Annotated in this window: 19 protein-coding genes; 6 read left to right on the top strand and 13 right to left on the bottom strand. The window is 68.8% G+C overall.

Annotated features, from left to right (window positions below; translation table 11 throughout):
* Positions 1-10: 10 nt before the first annotated feature.
* Positions 11-733, bottom strand: coding sequence for a hypothetical protein (locus SM418_RS26800; protein ID WP_371943882.1), 723 nt, complete (start codon positions 731-733; stop codon positions 11-13).
* A gap of 94 nt (positions 734-827) precedes the next feature.
* Positions 828-1343 (bottom strand): CGNR zinc finger domain-containing protein, encoded by a 516-nt coding sequence (locus tag SM418_RS26805; RefSeq protein ID WP_371943881.1) that lies wholly within the window; start codon positions 1341-1343, stop codon positions 828-830.
* Between the two features lie 37 nt (positions 1344-1380).
* Between SM418_RS26805 and SM418_RS26810 the strand changes: the two genes are divergently transcribed.
* The gene (locus SM418_RS26810; protein ID WP_371943880.1) at positions 1381-2040 is read left to right on the top strand and encodes a GNAT family N-acetyltransferase; all 660 of its coding nucleotides are present in this window, start codon (positions 1381-1383) and stop codon (positions 2038-2040) included.
* A 127-nt stretch (positions 2041-2167) separates the two neighbouring features.
* Here SM418_RS26810 and SM418_RS26815 read toward each other — a convergent pair whose 3' ends face one another.
* From SM418_RS26815 to SM418_RS26835, 5 genes are all read right to left on the bottom strand, one after another.
* Positions 2168-2788 carry a dihydrofolate reductase family protein gene (locus tag SM418_RS26815; RefSeq protein ID WP_371943879.1) on the bottom strand — a complete coding sequence of 207 codons (621 nt, stop codon included), beginning with the start codon at positions 2786-2788 and terminating at the stop codon, positions 2168-2170.
* Positions 2788-3294, bottom strand: coding sequence for an SRPBCC family protein (locus tag SM418_RS26820; protein ID WP_371943878.1), 507 nt, complete (start codon positions 3292-3294; stop codon positions 2788-2790). Before SM418_RS26820 ends, SM418_RS26815 begins: the two co-directional genes overlap by 1 nt.
* Positions 3291-3638: an ArsR/SmtB family transcription factor gene (locus SM418_RS26825; protein WP_371943877.1), complete on the bottom strand. Its 348-nt coding sequence runs from the start codon at positions 3636-3638 to the stop codon at positions 3291-3293. The genes SM418_RS26820 and SM418_RS26825 overlap by 4 nt, the downstream gene beginning before the upstream one ends.
* A gap of 50 nt (positions 3639-3688) precedes the next feature.
* The gene (locus tag SM418_RS26830; RefSeq protein ID WP_371943876.1) at positions 3689-4012 is read right to left on the bottom strand and encodes an oxidoreductase dimerization domain-containing protein; all 324 of its coding nucleotides are present in this window, start codon (positions 4010-4012) and stop codon (positions 3689-3691) included.
* A 270-nt stretch (positions 4013-4282) separates the two neighbouring features.
* A complete protein-coding gene (locus tag SM418_RS26835) occupies positions 4283-5314 on the bottom strand; it encodes a quinone oxidoreductase family protein (protein ID WP_371943875.1) in 1032 nt (343 codons plus the stop codon).
* Positions 5315-5496: 182 nt separating this feature from the next.
* Here SM418_RS26835 and SM418_RS26840 point away from each other — a divergent pair, with 182 nt between their 5' ends.
* Entirely contained in the window at positions 5497-6123 is a 627-nt protein-coding gene (locus SM418_RS26840; protein WP_371943874.1) for a TetR/AcrR family transcriptional regulator, read from the top strand.
* Between the two features lie 15 nt (positions 6124-6138).
* On the opposite strand, the gene SM418_RS26845 is transcribed toward SM418_RS26840, so the two are convergent.
* Genes SM418_RS26845 through SM418_RS26855 form a run of 3 tightly spaced genes read right to left on the bottom strand, consistent with a single transcriptional unit; the run spans position 6139 to position 9339 of the window.
* The gene (locus SM418_RS26845; protein ID WP_371943873.1) at positions 6139-6903 is read right to left on the bottom strand and encodes a class II aldolase/adducin family protein; all 765 of its coding nucleotides are present in this window, start codon (positions 6901-6903) and stop codon (positions 6139-6141) included.
* Between the two features lies 1 nt (position 6904).
* Positions 6905-7918, bottom strand: coding sequence for a methyltransferase (locus SM418_RS26850; protein ID WP_371943872.1), 1014 nt, complete (start codon positions 7916-7918; stop codon positions 6905-6907).
* A gap of 14 nt (positions 7919-7932) precedes the next feature.
* Complete coding sequence (locus SM418_RS26855) at positions 7933-9339, bottom strand: NAD(P)/FAD-dependent oxidoreductase (protein WP_371943871.1); 1407 nt, start codon at positions 9337-9339, stop codon at positions 7933-7935.
* A 539-nt stretch (positions 9340-9878) separates the two neighbouring features.
* Here SM418_RS26855 and SM418_RS26860 point away from each other — a divergent pair.
* The 3 genes from SM418_RS26860 (at position 9879) to SM418_RS26870 (ending at position 12953) form a co-directional block, all read left to right on the top strand.
* Entirely contained in the window at positions 9879-11024 is a 1146-nt protein-coding gene (locus tag SM418_RS26860; protein ID WP_371943870.1) for a type III polyketide synthase, read from the top strand.
* Entirely contained in the window at positions 11021-11548 is a 528-nt protein-coding gene (locus tag SM418_RS26865; RefSeq protein ID WP_371943869.1) for a cupin domain-containing protein, read from the top strand. The genes SM418_RS26860 and SM418_RS26865 overlap by 4 nt, the downstream gene beginning before the upstream one ends.
* 457 nt (positions 11549-12005) lie before the next feature.
* A complete protein-coding gene (locus SM418_RS26870) occupies positions 12006-12953 on the top strand; it encodes a LysR family transcriptional regulator (protein WP_371943982.1) in 948 nt (315 codons plus the stop codon).
* A gap of 60 nt (positions 12954-13013) precedes the next feature.
* On the opposite strand, the gene SM418_RS26875 is transcribed toward SM418_RS26870, so the two are convergent.
* The 3 genes from SM418_RS26875 to SM418_RS26885 form a co-directional block, all read right to left on the bottom strand.
* The gene (locus tag SM418_RS26875) at positions 13014-14252 is read right to left on the bottom strand and encodes an MFS transporter (protein ID WP_371943868.1); all 1239 of its coding nucleotides are present in this window, start codon (positions 14250-14252) and stop codon (positions 13014-13016) included.
* Between the two features lie 381 nt (positions 14253-14633).
* Positions 14634-15521: an NAD(P)-dependent oxidoreductase gene (locus SM418_RS26880; protein WP_371943867.1), complete on the bottom strand. Its 888-nt coding sequence runs from the start codon at positions 15519-15521 to the stop codon at positions 14634-14636.
* A 33-nt stretch (positions 15522-15554) separates the two neighbouring features.
* Positions 15555-16547: an aldo/keto reductase gene (locus SM418_RS26885; protein ID WP_371943866.1), complete on the bottom strand. Its 993-nt coding sequence runs from the start codon at positions 16545-16547 to the stop codon at positions 15555-15557.
* Between the two features lie 461 nt (positions 16548-17008).
* Between SM418_RS26885 and SM418_RS26890 the strand changes: the two genes are divergently transcribed.
* Positions 17009-18505 (top strand): class I SAM-dependent methyltransferase, encoded by a 1497-nt coding sequence (locus tag SM418_RS26890; protein ID WP_371943865.1) that lies wholly within the window; start codon positions 17009-17011, stop codon positions 18503-18505.
* Positions 18506-18521: the final 16 nt, after the last annotated feature.

The raw sequence follows: 18521 nt of genomic DNA on the forward strand, positions 1-18521 counted from the left end.
GGTCCGGCCCTCAGGCGGCCAGCTTCTCGAGACCGGTCCGCACCCAGCTGAGCCCCAGTTCGTCGGCTGCGTCCCGAGCGGCCTCGACGAGGGTGGCACGCTCAGGGTCGTCCTCGGACAGCTCAGCGGCGAGCAGCAGTTGGGCCGCGGCGACTTGCGGACGCACGCCGGCCGCAGAGCGCAGATGGAGCGATCGTCGCAGCATGTTCAGTCCCTCTGCGCGATCGCCGCCCTCGATCTCACGCCAGGCCAAGTGGCGGAGCACGATCGACTCGAGGATCAGGTCGCCTTCCTGGTCGGCGGCTTGAAGAGCCTTGTCGTAATGCGCCTTCGCGGCAGCCCCGTCTTCGCGGACGTTGTCGAGGAGCGCGCCCCAGTGGAACTCGGCCCATCCGTGCGTCTTCGGGTCGGCGGCAGCGAAACGGTACCCGGCCTCCGCGGTCTCGTAGTCACCTGGCAGCGGGTCCACCTGGAACATCAGACGGGTGTAGGCGAGCCGGGCGGTGAGCAGCCGAGCTTGCAGCGATTCCGGATCGAGGGCCGCTATCGCGTCGGCCGCGGCTTCGATGCCGTCGACTCGGAACAGGAACCGCTCGTAAAGGATCTCGGCCTTCAGTTCGAGCGCTTCGGTGCTGGTCTCTTCGGCCAGCAGTGCAGCCGCATGATCCCAGTCGCCGAGTACCTGGAGGCGGCGGGCGGCGTCGAGGAGCGTGTAGGTGCCGTTATCTTTCATGCTGCCTACATTAGAAGTCGGCATGTAGGTGGTCAAGGTAGCTATGGCGGCTACAAGGGCCCGGCGGTCGATCTGGCGAACCCCGTCCGCAGGGTCATCGCGTGGTGCCCGCCTTGCGGCGGGCGCGGTGGTTGGCGACGGTCGTCCGGCTGGCACAGGTGTTGGAGCAGAAGCGGCGGCTGCGGTTGCGGGAGTCGTCGACGTAGAAGCGAGCGCAGCCGTCGGCCTGGCAGCGGCCTACGGTCACCTCCGGGTCTCCGCAGATCGCGTGTGCGAGGGCTGCGGCGCAGCTGCGGCCGAGCCAAGTGACGGGCTCCTCTCCGTCGCGGGCGAAGTGCAGGTGCTGCTGGCCCTCCCCGTCGTGCTCACTGACATAGATCGCGGGCGGGAAGCGCTGCAGTAGCAGGTTGACGGGGGCGGCCGGTCCGCCGTCCGCGACGGCCGCGACGGCCTCGCGCAGGGGCCGAAGGAGACCCTGCAGTTCGTCGGCGTCCGGTTCGGCTATGTGGTGCTGGCCGAAGAACTCTCGCCGCAGCTCGCTGGGCTCGTCACCGTTGACGAGTTCGACGGCCAGCCGGGTCAGATTGCCGATGTAGGCGACATAGCGCACTTGACCACCTACCTCCTCTGCTCTCATAGTAGGCGGCATGGACATGAACGCCGACTACACTATGACGCCTGCCGGAGATGCCGGGCGGGCCCTGGAGGACAGTCCGCGAACTCGTCCCGACCTGGCCGATCAGGGCCATGAGGAAATGATCGCCGAAATCGACCTGGGCCACGGCCTGCGGTTGCGCACCTTGACGACGCATGACGTGGCCCTCGTGGTCGAGGCCACCAGCACCGAGACGGCTCGGGCCCTCTGGGGGCCGCACCTGGGGCCTTACACGTCCAGGGACGCGCGCGCGGCGCTGAGCGCCTGGGATCCGGCCGCAGAATCCCAGGCGTCCTACGGGATCCTCAAGCACGACCGCCTGCTCGGTGCCCTGGGGCTGATGATCGACGGTCCGCGCAGCGCCGAACTCGCCTACTGGGTGCGACCGGAAAGCCGTCGCCAAGGCCTGGCCCTGCGCGGCATCACCGCGCTGACCCGCTGGACGCACGACGAACTGGGGATAGACCGGGTCTGGCTTGAGATCGAACCCGCCAACACCCCCTCGCTAGGTCTGGCCGGCCGCGCCGGCTACCGGTTCGAGCAACGCATCCCAAACCACTGCCGTGCCTGGACCTCACCCGACCCCGGCCACGACACCTGGCATGACTGCATGATCTGGGAACACACCGACCCCAGGACGTCCGCCATCTGAGCTCGACCACACCCGCCTGAAGATCGCGTGGCTGGGTGAGACCACTGGACGTCCAACTGGCCAACGAGCTGATCGAAAAGGCGGAGGCCGGGGAGCCTCGTCGATCCGGACGGGCTGCTGTTCGGTGTCACCGCTCCCGGACGGCGTAGGTCAGGTGCGTCGCTCTCGGAGAGGGCTCCGCGCGGACCTGCTCCAGGGCCACGCGGCCCGCGTCCACGCCCTCGAACAGGCGGATCCCGGAGCCGAACAGCACGGGCGACAGCGCGATCGAGAACTCGTCGACCAGGCCGGCGTTCACGTACTCAAGGATCGTGGCGCCGCCGCCCGCGATGCGGACGTCGCGGTCGCCGGCGGCCTCGCGGGCCTGGTCGAGCGCGGACTCGATGCCGTCGTTGACGAAGTGGAAGGTGGTCCCGCCCGGAGGCTCCCAGGGGTCGCGCTTCTCGTGCGTCACCACGAAGACCGGCGTGTGGAACGGCGCCTCCTCCGGCCACATCTGCTCGCCGGCGTCGAACATGCGCTTGCCCATGACGCTCGCGCCGGTGCGCTCGTAGATCTCTCGGACGATGTCGTTGTCGCGCCCTTCCTCGCCGCCCTCGCCAAGCTTCAGGTTCTCCCGGAAGAACCGCTGCGGGAATATCCACTGCTGCAGTTCCATCCACTGCTGCCCCATCAAGTCCCCGAGGGACTCGGGCGCGATGAACCCGTCCAGCGACATCGACACGCTGAAGAACACTTTCCCGGCCATCAGCCCTCCGCTCCCTTCTCAAGGGTCTCGGTGACGTAGGCGGCCAGGTTGCTCAGGGTCTGCTTGCCGCCCTCGATCGCGTGGTACTTCTCGACCGCTTCGTCGCGCAGTTCCTTGGTGGGGAACACCGTGCGCATCTCGATCCGGGTCGCCGCACCGGCGGGCGCGAACGTCAGGACCGACTCGAAGGCGTTCGGGTCGTTGCGGGACTCACCGTGGAGCAGCGCGATCCGCTCCGGCGGGGCGATCTCGGTCCAGGAGATCCACTCGTCGTAGTCCGTCCCGTCCGGTCCGTGCATCACGAAGTCCCACTCCCCGCCGACGTGGAACTCGAACGACTGCGTGGTCGTGGTGAACCCCTCCGGTCCCCACCACCGCGACAGGTGCCGGACCTCGGTGAACGCCTCGAACACCAGCTCTCGTGGGGCGTCGATGACCCGGGAGATGACGATCTCTCGGTCGGCCGTCGCGGACTGCGTCGCCGCTCCTCGTTCCGTCGCGCTCATGGCTGCTCCTCCTGACTTGCCTGCTTCAGTTCCTGCACGTATGCGTCCAGCCGGTCGAAGCTCTCGCTCCAGAACCGCTCGAACCCGCCGGTCCACTCGTGGACGGGCCGCAGCCCGCGGGCGTCGAGGCCGTACAGGCGCTGCTTGCCTTCCCTGCGGTCCCGCACCAGCCCGACCTCCCGGAGCACCCGAAGGTGTTTGGACGCCCCCGGCTGGGTCATGCCCAGCTCCCGGGCCAGCTCGGTCACCGGCCTCTCACCCGCCCGCAGCAGCGCCAGGATCTCCCGGCGCTGCGGCTCGGCGATCGCGTTGAATACGTCCGACGTCGTCGCTGCTCGTGCCATGACCTCATCATATGCCTATATCGGTATGCGTCAACTGAGAGGAAGCCCGGCTACCCGGAACTGGTCGCGCGGTAGGTCTCCAGGAGGCGGAGCCAGATCTCGCTGAGAGTGGGATAGGCGGGGACGGCGTGCCACAGGCGAGAGATGGGCACTTCTGCGGTGACCGCGACAGTGGCCGAGTGGAGCAGCTCGGCCACGCCCGCCCCGACGAAGGTGACGCCGAGAAGCGTCTCGCGGTCCAGGTCCACGACCGCCCGGGCGCGGCCCTGACAACCGTCGGCGTGCAGAGCGGCTCCGGCCACGTCGCCGAGGTCGTAGTCGACCGCACGCACCCGGCGTCCCTCCCGGGTCGCCTGCTCCGCTGCGGGTTTCATAGCGGGCGCAGACAAGGGGTCCAAACGGGAGATAACGAGGGGCAATCAGGCTCATCCGCGACGCGGCCGACCGGCATCCGGGTTGCAATGCCAGGCATGGCAGTAGGCGCTCGCCCATCGCGTTCCGTCCGGGGATCCTCCCTCAGGTAAGGCGATCGCGGAGCGGTTCGGGCGCCGCCAGCGGCGGGGACGCCTGGTCGAACAGGCTGGAGCAGCCGGCCGCCCGGCTCCCGGGGCCACGCCGTAGTCTTCGCCGTCAATTCGTTCTGGTCAGGAGACTTCGAGGACGGTTTGGCCTCGGGCTGTTCCGGCTTCTACCCGGTGGTGGGCCAGGGCGGTGTCTGCCCAGGGCAGACGTTGGAGGTGGGACGCGGGCGGGCGGAAACCGTGCTGGACGTCCCGCCACAGGGCCGAGATCTGATACCGGTTGCCGGTGCGGACTCCGATGATCGACTGGCCGCGGAGGTAGAGCGGGAGCAGCGGGACGGGGACGGGGGAGTGTTCGACCGCGCCGGAGACGACGACGCGGCCGAGGGGGGCGAGCGCGGGGAGATAGGACTCCGTCAGGTGTGTGATGCCCAGGTTGTCGATGACGCAGTCGATCCCGTTCTCTCCTGCGGCGTCGCGGATCTGGTCGGAGAGGGTGTCGGCGTCCAGGGCGGCTGTGAGGGGGAGGCCGTCGAGGGCGGCCGGGCGGCGGGAGACGCCGAGCACCGTGGCGCCTCGATGGGCGGCCAGCGCTGCGACCGTCGAGCCGAGCGAGCCCGCCGCGCCGAGGACGAGGACGACGGTTCCCATCCGGACGTCACCGGCGTCGAGTTGGGCGCGGGCGACGGGGCCGTTGGCGGCTAGGGACGCCGCCTCTGCGTCGCCGACGTCATCGGGGAGGATGTGCACGTTCTCGGCCGGGGCGACGCAGTGTTCGGCGTAGCTGCCGGCGCGGTGCACGCCGATGAGCGCGAGGCTTGGACACGCCTCCTCGTGGTTCTGGCGGCAGGCGCGGCAGCCGCCGCAGGGCAGGATGGCCGATACCGCGACGCGGCGGCCGACCAGGGCGGGGTCCACGGCCGTGCCGACCGCGTCGACCGTCCCGGCGTGCTCGGTGCCGAGAATGTGCGGGAAGGTGGTGATGAGGGGGCCGAACGGGGGGCGCCCGGCACGCGTGGCGACGTCCTTGGTCCTGGCCACGGCGATCGCGCGGACCTTGACCCGCACCTCGCCGGGGCCGGGTTCCGGCGTCGGCGTCTCACTCAGCCGCAGGACGTCCGGGCCGCCGAACCCGGTGAGGAGAATGGCCTTCACCGGACGCGGCTTTCTGTGGGAGGGAGTTTCGCCGACGTTGCGCCGGGCTTGTGGGCCACCGGTCGGTGTTCCTTTCCTGGAGGGGACGGGTCGTTTCGATTGCCGGAGGTGGCTGGCGGTAAGGGAAAACGCGGTTGCTTGGGGGCGATTCGGCGACTAGTTACAGGTTGTAGCATGAGTGCGTGAGCGAAAGGAGCGCGAGCGAGGCCCCGCAGGGGCTGCGAGCGGCGGGGGTCACGCGTACTCGGCGCGCCATCGTGGCCGCCGCGCGCAAGCATCTGATCGAGGCCGGTTATCACCGGCTGAGCCTGGAGCAGGTGGCCGCGGACGCCGGGATCACCCGGGTGACGATCTACCGTCAGTTCTCGTCCAAGCTCGGGCTGCTCGACGCGGTCGCCGAGGACCTGGCCCAGCGTGCGCGGCTGGTCAGCGGCGTCGAGGCGGCGCTGACCGTCGACGATCCGGTGGCGGCGTTCCAGGAACTGGTAGTGAAGCTCTGCCGATTCTGGGACACCGACCCCGACCTGCTTCGCAGACTGCTCGGCCTCGCCACCGTGGACCCTGAGGCCGGGCACGTCGTGCAGAGCCGTGAGCAGTGGCGCTTCGACCAGATCGCTGCGTTCGTCCGCCGGCTGGATGCGGCCGGACGGCTGCATGACGATCTGGACGTCGAGCAGGCCGTCGCCGTCATCGGGGCCGTCACCGGTTTCCCCGCGTGTGACGAGATGGCGACACGTCTCCGTCTCAGACACGCCGAACTGGGCCCGTTGGTCGTCACACTCCTCAGCGGCGTCATCCGGCTCGACTGAGCGCCTCCGCACCACCTATTCGAGGAGATCCGGCTGGCGGCTGACGATATCGCGGTAGATCGGCTGGAAGTTCAGCCAGCCGACATATTCGCTGCCGAGTTGCTGATGGGTGCGGGCCGCGTTCTGGTCGTCGATGCGGATCGGTTCTCCGGCGGCCTTCGCGAGCAGTTGGGCCTGGCACGAGCGTTCCATGGAGATGAACCACCACGTGGCCGCGTCGACCGAAGCGCCCACGGTGAGCAGCCCGTGGTTGCGCAGGATGACGGCCTTCGCCTCGCCGAGCGCCGCGGCGAGGCGCTTTCCCTCGGCCTCGTCGAGCACGACCCCGGTGTAGTCGTCGAGGTAGCCCTGGTCGCCGTAGAAGGCGCACGAGTCCTGGGTGATGGGCTCGACCGGTTCGCCGAGCGAGGAGAGCGCCCGGCCGTGGATCGAGTGGCTGTGCGCGGCGGCCTGGATGTCGTTTCGCGCGCGGTAGATCGCCGAGTGGATCGAGAATGGGGCCTCGTGGGTCTGGTGGTCTCCCGAGACGACCTCGCCCCGGTCGTCGACCAGGATCAGGTCACTCACCTGGACGAGCGAGAACGGCATGCCGACCGGGTTGATCCAGAACTGGTCGCGGTGCTCCGGATCGCGCGTGGAGATGTGGCCGGCCACGCCGTCCTCGTACCCGTGAAGCGCGAACACGCGCAGCGCGGCGGCGAGCCGTTCCTTGCGGTGGAGGCGTTCGGCCTCCACCGAGTCGAACGTGGGCGGGCGCAGGTCGATCCTGCGGTTGGCCATGTCAGCCCTCCTCGGGACGGCGGAGCGCGATGACGGAGATCTCGCCCGCCGCGTGGACGTTGGACAGTCCGAGGCCACAGTCCTCGGCGAGTTCCAGGACCTCGCTGGCGCGGCGTTCCCGCCCGTCCACCAGGACGAGCATCCGCAGGTCCATGGCCGTGCTCGGGGACTCGCCGTCCGGGCCGAACTCGCCGATGACCAGCACCTGCCCGCGGTCGCCCGCGGCCTCGGCGCAGCGCCGCAGGATGATCTTCGAGGTGGAGTCGTCCCAGTCGTGCAGGACGTCGGAGAGCAGGTAGGCGTCGGCGCCGGGCGGGAGCGGGTCGAAGAAGCTGCCGGACACGACTTCGACTCGGCCGGCCAGCCCGGCGGCGGCGAAGGCGCTCTCGGCCGCCGCGGCCGGTTTGGGGAGTTCCACGAGGGTGCCGCGAAGGTTCGGGTACTCGATGAGGAGGGCTCTCAGCAACGCCCCGTTGCCGCCGCCGACGTCCACCACATGGTCCAGGGACGCCCAGTCATAGGCCGCCAGGATCGAGTCGATCACCCCGCTGAGGTTGAACGCCATCATCTCGTCAAAGGACTTCGACAGGGCGGGGTCGGCGGCCAGGTCCTCCCAGAGGGAGCGGCCGTACCGCGTGCCGTAGGCGTTCTTTCCGGATCGGATGGTTCCCAGCAGTTCCACGAACGCCAGCTCCGCCCGGCCGAGCGCACCGTCCATGTCGAAACGGGCGCGCAGCCGGGCCGGATGGTCGTCCCGGAGAGCCTCGCCGATGGCGGTCAAGGCGTAGCGGCCCGTGTCATCCCTGGTGAGCACGCCCGCCGACGTCAGATGCCGCAGCATCCGGTCGAGGGGCCCAGCGTCCACGTTCGCTCTGTCCGCCAGGTCGGTCGCGGTGAGCGCGCTGGCGGCGATGTGGTCGGCGACGCCCAGGGTCGCCGCCACGCGGATCGCCATCGGGACGGTGAAGTCCGCCATCGATCCGAGGGCGGTGCCCGGTCCGTTGTGCTGGGTCATAGCGGTCGCTCCTGTCATGTGTGCCGGGCCGGTCGGCCCGCGACGAGTCGTTCGAACTCCGGTCGGCCGGGTCCTTGGGAGGGGTCCACGGGATCTCCATGGGCGCTGAGGTAGTCCTGGACGCGCGGTGCGGCGACCGGGTCGTCGACGAGGGCCCGCGGCGTCATCAGCATGTTGAAGAAGCGCAGCTGGACCGTGTTCACCTCGGGGTCGGCCTCGCTGACGGCGGCCAGCGCGGTGACGAACCGGCCGATGCGGTCGCGTGGCGGCGGGATCGGCGCTCCTCGGACACCCGCCTCGATGTGCTCCCGCTGTTCCCGGGTGCTGGCGACCTGGGCGTTGTACCAGACCCCCAGGTTCCGTCCGGCCCACTCCTCGAAGCGCGCGACGAATCCGGCCGGGTCGGCGGGGGCCGTCTCCACGGTGTCGGCGAGGTGCTGGGCCTGGAGGAAGGCGAGCGGGACGCCGCGTCCGAAGGCCGGGTTGGTCTGTAGCGCGGCGTCACCCAGCAGGACGTAACCGGCGACGAGCGGCGCGCCCTTGTCGGTGAGCCGCCGCCACCTGTCCTCTAGACGGCCCATCGGGTGCGGGTCGTCGATGGGGACGCTGCGCTCCAGCCACGGGGCGGCCATCGGGACGGTCTCCAGAAACCGGTGGTAGACGCCGGGATCCCGGAGCCGGTGCCGCAGTGGGTCGTTGGCCGCCACCGTCATGGACACCTGGAAGCAGCCGTTGTCCCCGGCGAACAGCACCAGCTTGGTGAAGTCGAGCTTCACGTAGATCGGGACGCTCAGCACGGGGAACTCCTGGCCGTCGCGGAGCCGGAAGTGCTGAGTGAGGTAGTGGAAACCGCACGGCTGGGCGATCTCCACCGGAGGCCGGCCGCCCACCTCGGCCAGCCACCGGGCGGAACGCGTCCGGCGGCCGCTCGCGTCGACGACCAGGTCGGAAGTGAGGTCGGCGGCACCGGCCAGTCGCACGCCCACCACGTGAGGGACACCGGAGCGCTCCCCGCACACTCGCAGTCCTTTGACGGTCACCCCCGACAGCACCTCGATGCCGGGTTCCGCTTCGACGATCCGGCGCAGAGCGCCCTCGTAGACGAGCCTGCGGGACAGCACGTTCTCGTCGCCGTCCTCGCCGGGGATGGGAATCCGCGGTGCGCCCCGGGCGGCGACCGCGTCCAGGACGTCCGGTGCCTCGGAGCGCATGATCCTCGTGGAGAGGCCGAGGAAGTTGTGTCCCTGGCGGGCATGCGGCACGCCACCGCGCTCCCAGGATGTGAAGTCCTCGTCGGCCGTCGCGTCGGGCTTTGGCCGTCCGTCCCGTTCGATCACGGTGACCGTGTGGCCGCGCCGGGCGCAGAACAGCGCTGCGGCCAGTCCGCCCATTCCAGCACCGATCAGCACTATTTCCGCCATCGACCTGGCCTCCCTTTTCTCGCACGAAGGTGGTTCTGACCAGCCGGTCCCCGTGTTCCACGAGAGGCCGGCATTCTGCGTTGGCGAATCGGGCGGGGTGACGGTTGTGCGCAGTTTAACTGCTATCAGACGGCGCTGGAATGACGCAAGATTCTCATCTCGGATGCGCGGCGGCTGAGAAGCCATCTGATTTCACCGCGCGCAAGGCCGGGACGCTGAATGCACATGTCCGGCCCCGATTGCCGCGGCGTCAACTATTGCCCGTGATCGTTGTGTGCGGATCAATTCTCCTTCTCAGCGTCCGATTCCGCTGTCCGCCGTGTGATCCGTGCCACAAAACGACGGCTGCCGGGGCGGATCAGATCTGAGTCGATAAGGGTTGACTGATCAACGAATGCGGATGTAAAGATGATTTTGTTATGTGTGCGTCCCCAGCCGAATGGGATCGGCCATCGGCGTTCCAGGGGCAGTCCGATGCAGGCGAGGCCAGGCTCAAGCGGAGCGGGCCGCCGCCCCCTCCCTCCCGGGGTGATTTTACGATGCCAATCCTCTGCAAGCCGGCGGTCGATGTGCCCGAAAACATCGTCACGCTGGACGACACCCTCCGGCTGGCCAGCCGACTGCACGCCGATCACCCTCGACTGGATCTGGCGCTGCGTCTGATCCGCAATACCGGTGTGTTGAAAAGGCACACGATCCTTCCGCTGGAGGAGACCCTCCGGCATCCGGGCTTCGAGCAGCGCAATCTCGCCTATGAGCACCACGCGAAACTGCGGGTGCCGGCGGTGGTGGAGCGGGCGTTGAAGAACGCCGAACTGGACGTCTCCGAGATCGACGTCATCATCTACGTCTCCTGCACCGGCTTCATGATGCCGTCGCTGACCGCCTGGATGATCAACTCCATGGGGTTCCGCCAGGACACCCGACAGATCCCGATCGCCCAGCTCGGCTGCGCGGCGGGCGGGGCGGCGATCAACCGGGCGCATGACTTCTGCACCGCGCACGCCGGCGCCAACGCCCTCATCGTGTCCTGCGAGTTCTGTTCCATGTGCTATCAGCCCACCGACGACGACATCGGCACCCTGCTTTCCAACGGGCTGTTCGGCGACGCCGTTTCGGCTGCCGTCGTACGCGGCCAGGGCGGCACCGGAATGAGACTGGAACGTAACGGCTCCTATCTCATTCCCGACACCGAGGACTGGATCTCCTACGCGGTGAAGGAGACCGGATTCCATTTCCAGTTGGACAAGAGGGTGCCGGGCACCATGGAGCCGCTGGCACCGGTGCTGCGAAAACTGGTGGGGGAGCACGGATGGGACGCGTCCGGGCTCGACTTCTATGTCATTCACGCAGGCGGCCCTCGGATTCTCGACGACCTGTGCCGCTTCCTCGACGTCGAACCGCAGGCGTTCCAACACAGCAGGGCCACTCTGACCGAGTACGGGAACATCGCCAGTTCCGTCGTCCTGGAGGCGCTCCGCCGCCAGTTCGAGGCGGGCGGCCTCAGGAGCGCGGACACCGGAATCATCGCCGGGTTCGGCCCGGGAATCACCGCAGAAATGTCGGTGGGCAGCTGGGTCGTCGACCCGAAGAACGAAGTAGCGGGTGACCGGGACCGGAGTGGTCCCGTCCCCGTCTCCTGGTCATCCGCCGTCAGTTCGACCCGCACAAAGGAGCGTGCATGACCGACGGTATCGTCCTACCCCCCGGCGGCGGCCGAAAGCTTGTCACGGAGGCCCAGGAGGTGACCTTCAAGGTGACGGGCGACTCTTCACGCACCGGCTCGCTCTTCGAAGTGCTCGTCCCTCCGGGATTCGACGTCGGCGCGCATGTCCACACACGCAGCGAGGAAATCTTCTACGTTCTCGAAGGAGATCTGGAACTGTTCGCCTTCGAACCGGACGAGCGCACGCCGGACGACTGGCAGCAGTGGCGAGGGAGCGGCGGCCTCAAGCCGATCCAGGCCGGTGCGGGGAGTTGCATGTTCGTGCCTGCCGGCTGTCCGCACGCCTTCACCAACCTCGGGGACGAGCCCGCGCGGATGCTCTTCCTCTCCGCGCCGCCGCCGGACCACGAGCGGTACTTCGAGGAATTGCTCGAGATCCTCGGCGTGGGTGCCGCCGACCACGAGTCCGTGGCGCGGCTCCGCGAGAAGTACGACATCCACCAGATCACTCCCCTGCGGTACGCCGCCCGACAGACACCGTGACAGCGCACTGAACCCGAACCCGGACGCGCTGCACGGTTCGCCGGGACCGTTCCACCGGAGCTCTCTCGACGAACCCGCGCCGCCGTCAGCACCACGAGCGCACGGCCGTATCACCACGAGCGCGCGGCAGACACCTGCAGCTCGTCATCGGGCCCGGACACGCCCTGTCCGGGCCCGATCTCATGTATCCGTGAATGCACGCGCCATTCGCGCAGCAGCTTCACTCCACTCGGGCTCCCGGTCAGTCATTGCATCTCAGTGGTTTCCGAGTCTGTAATCTGCTGGAAACATTGGCTCGGCTGAATCGGCTTTCACGGTCACCCGGTCGATCGCGAATTTCTGATTATGTGATTCTGGACCGATCCACGGTATCGGTTAGGGGTGATCCGAAACAACATGGAACCAAAATATGAGTTAACGTGGTCAGGTGCTCCCGGTGTAAGGAGACTCGTTGATCATGGTCACGTCGAATGACAAACCCGAGTTGTCGCTCATCAATGATTTTCGGCTGCTCGTTGCGCTCGATGCGCTTCTCCAGACGGAGAGCGTCACCAAGGCGGCGAAACGCCTACGGCTCTCACCGTCCGCCATGAGCCGTGCACTCCGCCGTATCCAGCAACGGCTGGGGGATCCGATACTGGCACGGGCCGGACGTGGCATGGTGGCCACTCCCAGGGGCACGGAACTGCGGGAACGTGTCCACCAGCTGGTCCAGGAGGCCGAGGTGCTGCTCTCCTCGGGGGAGCCGGACGCATCGACCGGCGCCTGGCGTAACTTCGCGTTGATCATCGAGGACGGATACGCGGGCGTTCTCGCCCCGCATCTTCTTTCAGACGATCATCCACAGGCGTCGCGTGCGACATTCTGTTTTCTGCCGGAGGGGCAGGCGGGTGACACCGCACTGCGGGAGGGAACGGCGGCGCTGGCAATTGGCAGAGTCCACTCGCCCTCTCCCGAGCTTCGGGTGGAGAATTTGTTGTTGAGTCGTTACGTCGGATTGGCTCGGGCCGGACATGAGCTCGTTCACTGCCCACCGGATATGGAAGTGTTCGCGGACGCCTCGCACATCGAGATCCTGGAGGCCGAGTCGGTGACCGAAGCCGTCGACGCGACCCTGGCGAAATACGAACTGCGTCGCCGGGTGGCCGTCGCGACCCGCGATTACACCTCCGCCTTCTCCATGATCAGCCATACCGACCTGGTGGCGGTCGTGCCGGAGATCATGATCCATCCGGGGCTGCTCGCGGCGGGGATTCGCCCATTCGAGCTTCCTCTCCTGGTGTCGTCCGTCACGGTCCGCATGGCATGGCATCCGCGTAGCGAAGCCGACCCGCTGCACGCCTGGCTCCGCGCTCGCGTCCGGGACACACTGCGCAACGCTCCGGCGAGCATCGCGTCCGACTGACCCGTGCCAAGTCGGCCGGCCATGTGGTCCGTGCGGTGTCCGGGGCGGTGCGGGGCATGGTCAGGCTCGTTCCGTGCTCTCGGCATCGCCTTCGGGACGGCGTGGTTTCCAGAGCGCCCAGACGGCCAACGCCAGGGTCGCAAGGGCGGCGCCGAGGACGCAGATCCCGGACCAGCCGCCCGCGTTGTAGACGATCGCGGCCAGTGTCGATCCGGCCACCCCGCCGAGGAAGAAGGCGAACATGTAGGCGGTGTTGACGCGGCTGCGCGCCGCGGGCTGGAGCGCGAAGACGGTCCGCTGGTGGTTGATGTGGGCGCCCTGGAAGCCGGCGTCCAGCAGCACGATCCCGGCGATGAGCGCTATCAGCGAACCGTCGCCGAGGGCGATCAGCCCCCAGGCGGCGAGCATCACGACCAGCGACACGGTGACGGTGAGCCCGCTGCGGCCGCGGTCGCCCAGCTTCCCCGCCCACGGGGCGGCCAGCGCTCCGGCCACGCCGAACAGTCCGAACAGGCCGATGACCGTCGGCTCGTAGTGGTACGGCGAGCCGGACAGCAGGAAGGCCATCGGAGCCCACAGCACCGTGAACCCTGCGAACTGGAGGAACGCCAGGGCCATGCGCCTGCGCAGTTCGGGCTCGCGGGCCACCAGCGTCAGCACCGACCCCAGCAGCGCGCGGTAGCCGGTCTGCTGGGCCGACGGCAGGGCCGGCAGGGCCCGGTGCAGCAGCAGCGCGAGCACGACCATCGCGACGGCCGCGACGACGAAGATCAGCCGGAACCCGGCCACCCCCGCCGCGAACCCGCTCACGGCGCGCGCGCCGAGCGTGCCGACCAGCAGCCCGCTGGTCACGAAGCCCACGACGTGGCCGCGCTCCTCTGGAGCCGCCAGGGTGGCGGCGAGCGGGATCAGGATCTGTGCGCAGACCGAGAGCATCGCAAGGCCGGCCAGCGCCAGTGCCAGCAGTGGCAGCCCTGGCGCGGCGGCACACCCCAGCGCCAGCACCCCGGCGCCCAGGAACATGCCCGTCAGCAGCCGACGCCGCTCCAGCAGGTCGCCGAGCGGCACCAGCAGGATGAGGCCGAGGACGTAGCCCACGTTCGCACTCGCCACCAGCAGCCCCGCCGCGGTCGGGGACACCTTGAACGAGTGCGCGACCAGGCTGAGCAGCGGCTCGATGTAGAACCGGTTGGCCACCGCCGCGCCGACCGCCGTGGCCAGCAGGATCATCAGCAGTCGCGACAGCCGGTCCTGTTCGACCTTGGTGGTCGGGACCGACTCCTGTTCGCTGGTCGCCATGGATGAATACCTCCGGATGATACAGCCAGTATCATACGTTACTACTTGTATCACATCCGGGTCGAGCGGGGAAGCTGGGGCAGCGGCCCACTGCGCACGCCACCAGACGACCTGCGGAAACCTCCACGAATGGGCTGCGAAAAGCGCCACGAACATTCGTGGAAGGTGGTTATCGCCCCCGGCGGCGAGCGCCCCTGGGGGCTACGGAAGCGTCACGCTCCCTGCGGGAAGCGCACCGGGCCTGCGGAAGCGTCCGGAGTGCAGGAAACGCACAGAGCACCTGAAGGAACGCCCAGAGCACCCACGGGAAGCGTTATGGGGTTCCGCGGGAAGGGCGTGGCCGGGTGCACGAGGCGGCCGGGGGCGGGGCCGGCCGTGTGGTCAGGCCGGACGAGGGGCGTCGCGGTTCCCGACGCGCAGGAGGGCGAGGGCCTCGGCCAGGTCTTCGGCGGGCCGGTCTTTCAACGGGGCCCATCGTGCGAACACGTCGGCGACCGCTCGGGGGAGTCCGTCCGGCAGATCGGTGGCGTCCAGGGAGCCCGCGATCTCGTCCATCTCCAGTTCCCAGCGCCAGCCGCGCGTTGCGGCGGGCAGCACATAGCCCTCCGGGCTGCTGAAGGGTGACCGGCCGGTCCGCTCGGCCTCCGCGTCGGCCTCGGTCTCGGCCTCGGCGCACAGCCGCTCGGCGACCTCGTATCGGTCGGCCAGGGCGTAGGACACCGCCGCGAGTGCGCGGGCTCCCTTCTGCCACAGCGCGAAGGCCAGTTTCAGGGCAGAGGCGGTGCCGACCCCGCCGTCAAGCGGGATCGCCGCGACGTCGGTGCCGTCGAACAGCCGCGCGACGGCGGAGACCCCCGGAGCCGGGCCGGAGAGGTAGAACCGCATCCTGGTACTCGCCGCGCCGAGGATCCCGGCGTCCACGACCGTGGCCCCGTTCGGTTCGAACAGCTTCGCGATTTCCCCGACCCGTTCCGGCCCGATCGCGTTGGCCTCGACGAAGGTCCCGGTGAACCCCTGGCCGGCCACTGACCTGGCGACGTCCTCGGCGGCGTTCGACGGGCAGATCGAGATGATCACCAGGCTGGTCTCGACCAGCGTCCCGATGTCGGGCACCGGTCGCAGCCCGGCGGCCTCGGCGCGTTCGCGGGTGGCCGCGCTGCGTCCGGTCGGAAGCCAGACCACGTCCACGTCGTTGCGGCGTGCCTGACGGGCGAACGCGGCCCCCATCTGCCCCGGGTGCAGGATCGCTGTCGTCGGTCGGTCGGCCATCTGCTCCTCCTTCTGACGGGGCGGGGTGTCCCGTCACTGTTCGTTGTCGGACGACACCATGGGCCGGCTGGGGTAGCGGTCGCCCACGGCCGCTCCGGCGGGCAGCGCCCGTTCGACGGCTTCGAGATCGTCTCGGGTGAGGTCGAGTCGCCGGGCGAGCAGCGATTCCGTGAGCTGCGCGCGGGTGCGGGCCCCGATCAGCGGGACGATGTCCTCCCCCTGAGCCAGCACCCAGGCGATGGCGAGCCGGGCGGCCGTCGTGCCTTTGGAGGCCGCGACCTTGTGCAGTTCGCGGGCCAGGGACAGGTTGTGTTCCAGATTCGCGCCCTGGAAACGGGGGAACCCCCCGCGAATGTCTTCGGCACCGCCTCGGGGACGGGTCCAGCTCCCGGTCAGCAGGCCGCGTGAGAGCACCCCATATGCAGTGATACCGATGCCATGCCGACGGCAGAACGGCAGCACTTCCGCTTCGATATCGCGGGAGAGAAGCGAGTACTCGACCTGTAGGTCGGAGATGGGGTGGGTGGCATGCGCCCGGCGAAGCGTCTCCACGTCGACCTCCGACAATCCGATGTGCCGCACATATCCAGCGGTCACCAGGTCGGAGATCGCTCCGACGGTTTCCTCGATGGGCACCTGCGGATCAAGGCGGGCCGGTCGGTAGACGTCCACGTGATCGGTGCCCAAGCGGTGCAGCGTGTAGGCCAGGGAGTTGCGCACGGCCTCGGGGCGGGCGTCGAGCCGCCCCCATCCACCTCCGGGTTCGCACATGACCCCGAACTTCACACTGACCGTGATCTGGTCGCGCTCACGACCGCGCAGGGCCTGCCCGATAAGAGTCTCGTTATGGCCCACGCCGTAGAAGTCGCCCGTGTCGAGCAGGGTGAGGCCGTCGTCCAGGGCCGCGTGGAGCATCGCGAGGCTCTCCGCGTCATCGGCGGGGCCGTAGCGTCCCGACAGGGCCATGCAGCCGAGTCCCAGGGCGGAGACCAAGGGCCCGCCCGCGCCGAGCCGACGTTGTTCCATTTTTCCTCCGGATGTCCGTCAAGGCGGCGGTCAAACCGACTAGTCACCCTAGCAATATCGCGCGTGACTTGGTGTTCGGGAGCGCGACTATCGTCATCCGGTCAATATTCAAAGACCTGTGACCAGTATCACAAAACGGTCCTCGAAACGTCTCTGACAGGCGGATTTCATCTTTCCACAACAATGCCCCCGATCCGTTGACCAATCTGCAACTCAGCAACTGACCTGCCCGGTTCCGGCGACTCGCCGCAGCGCCTCGAATTAGGCCCCTTGCACGTCGTCGACGCGCCCTGTTATAAGTGGGCGAAACCATCCAACCTTGGTATTTCCTCTGCTGGCTTCCAGCGGCGTCCGGCATATCCGTTCGACGCTTTTCTCCCGCGGCTCGCCCGGCATGGTCGGGCGTGCGCTCGTCATGACGCGGACCCACCGCGTCACCGGTGCTGAGGGGAAACACAGGCATGAGTCCACAGTCCGCCGCGTTCGGCGAACGACTGGGTCGGTTCTGCCGGACCAACGTGGAAGAGATCCATCCGCAGTTTCTCGACCTGCTCCACACGGTGTGGGCGGACGGGAGGCCCCGGCCCGACGCGTCCGAGTTGGCGCGGCAGACGGGGGAGCTCTTCCAGTCCGTCCCGGACGGGCGGCGCGGTCATCTCGCCGTCCTGCTCGGTCTGCTGACCGAGACGGCCGAATCCGACGACCACGGCCTGCGCGGGAGCGTCCGCGCCGGGCTGGACGGGTACCTGCGGCAGTTGGCCACGCTGCGGGAGGGCGACCCGTCCGGAGCCGCCCTGGTCTACCTCCTGGCGCACTTCCCCGAGGACGCCGCGCGGATCCTCCGCGTGGCCAGGAGCGCCGCCCTGGACCAGGACGATCTCTCCCGCCTGGAACGATGCCTGGCCGCGTTCGACCCGGACGCGCCGGCCATCGGCCGGACCTGGCCCTCCCCGATCCGGTGGGCGCTCGACGACGCGGAGCGCGACCAGGAACGGAGATGGTTCACGGCCCTGGAACCCGACGCGGTGTCCACGTTCTGGGAGAAGGACACCCGGACGCTCCTCGCCTACATGGGCGGCAGGGCGTGCGCTGCGATCACCACCGGGCGCGTTCTGCCGGAGGTTCCACCTGAACCGGGGCCGGAGGTTCACCGCGAGCCCGCCGGACCGGCCTCTCCACCACCCGGCGCGCACGCCGACCTGTTCCGGTGCCCGGCGTGCGGCGGACGGCTCGCGCGGGACGCCGCGATGCTGGCCTGCCGTTCCTGCGCCGTCGACTATCCGTCCCGGGACGGATACCTCGACCTTTCCGGTGAGCCGGTGGGGGCCGGAGACCAGATCGCCGGGAACTCCCCGCTCTACCTGTCGAGATACGAGTCGCTGCTGCGCCCGGCCTTCCTGCGCATCAACGGGACGAACTGGAACGGCGCGCTGTCGGTCGCCGATGAGGACGGGTACCTCGCCGAGCACGTCCGTCCGGCCGACGGCCCGCTGCTGGACCTCGGAGCGGGGACGGGCCGCTGGACCCGGGTGCTGGCCGACCGGCTCGGTGGCGAGCGGGTCATCGCCTTCGACCTGGCGGCCGCGATGGTCGGCCGCCTGCGGGAGGTCGTGCCGGAGTCCCTGGTGGTGCGCGGCGCGGGCGGGCGGCTGCCCTTCGGCGACGCCTCGCTCGGCGCGGTGAACTGCTGGAACACCGTGCAGTCGATCGAGCGCCCAGACGCGACGCTGCACGAGGTCGGCCGCTGCCTGCGACCGGGCGGCACGTTCACGATGCTCACCTACCGGCCCTCGCCCGACCCGCTCTACCGGTACTTCCAGCGCTGCCACGAGTCGTGCCTGGGCGTCACCTCGTTCGACCAGAAGGACATGGAGGAGACGCTCGCCTCGGCCGGAATGACCGTGGTGGACGAGTACACCCCCGGCACCTTCCTGATCGTCACAGCGGTGCGCCGTTGAACTCCCCGGACGGACC

The organism is Actinomadura chokoriensis, from assembly GCF_041463665.1.
GTDB lineage: Bacteria > Actinomycetota > Actinomycetes > Streptosporangiales > Streptosporangiaceae > Spirillospora > Spirillospora chokoriensis_A.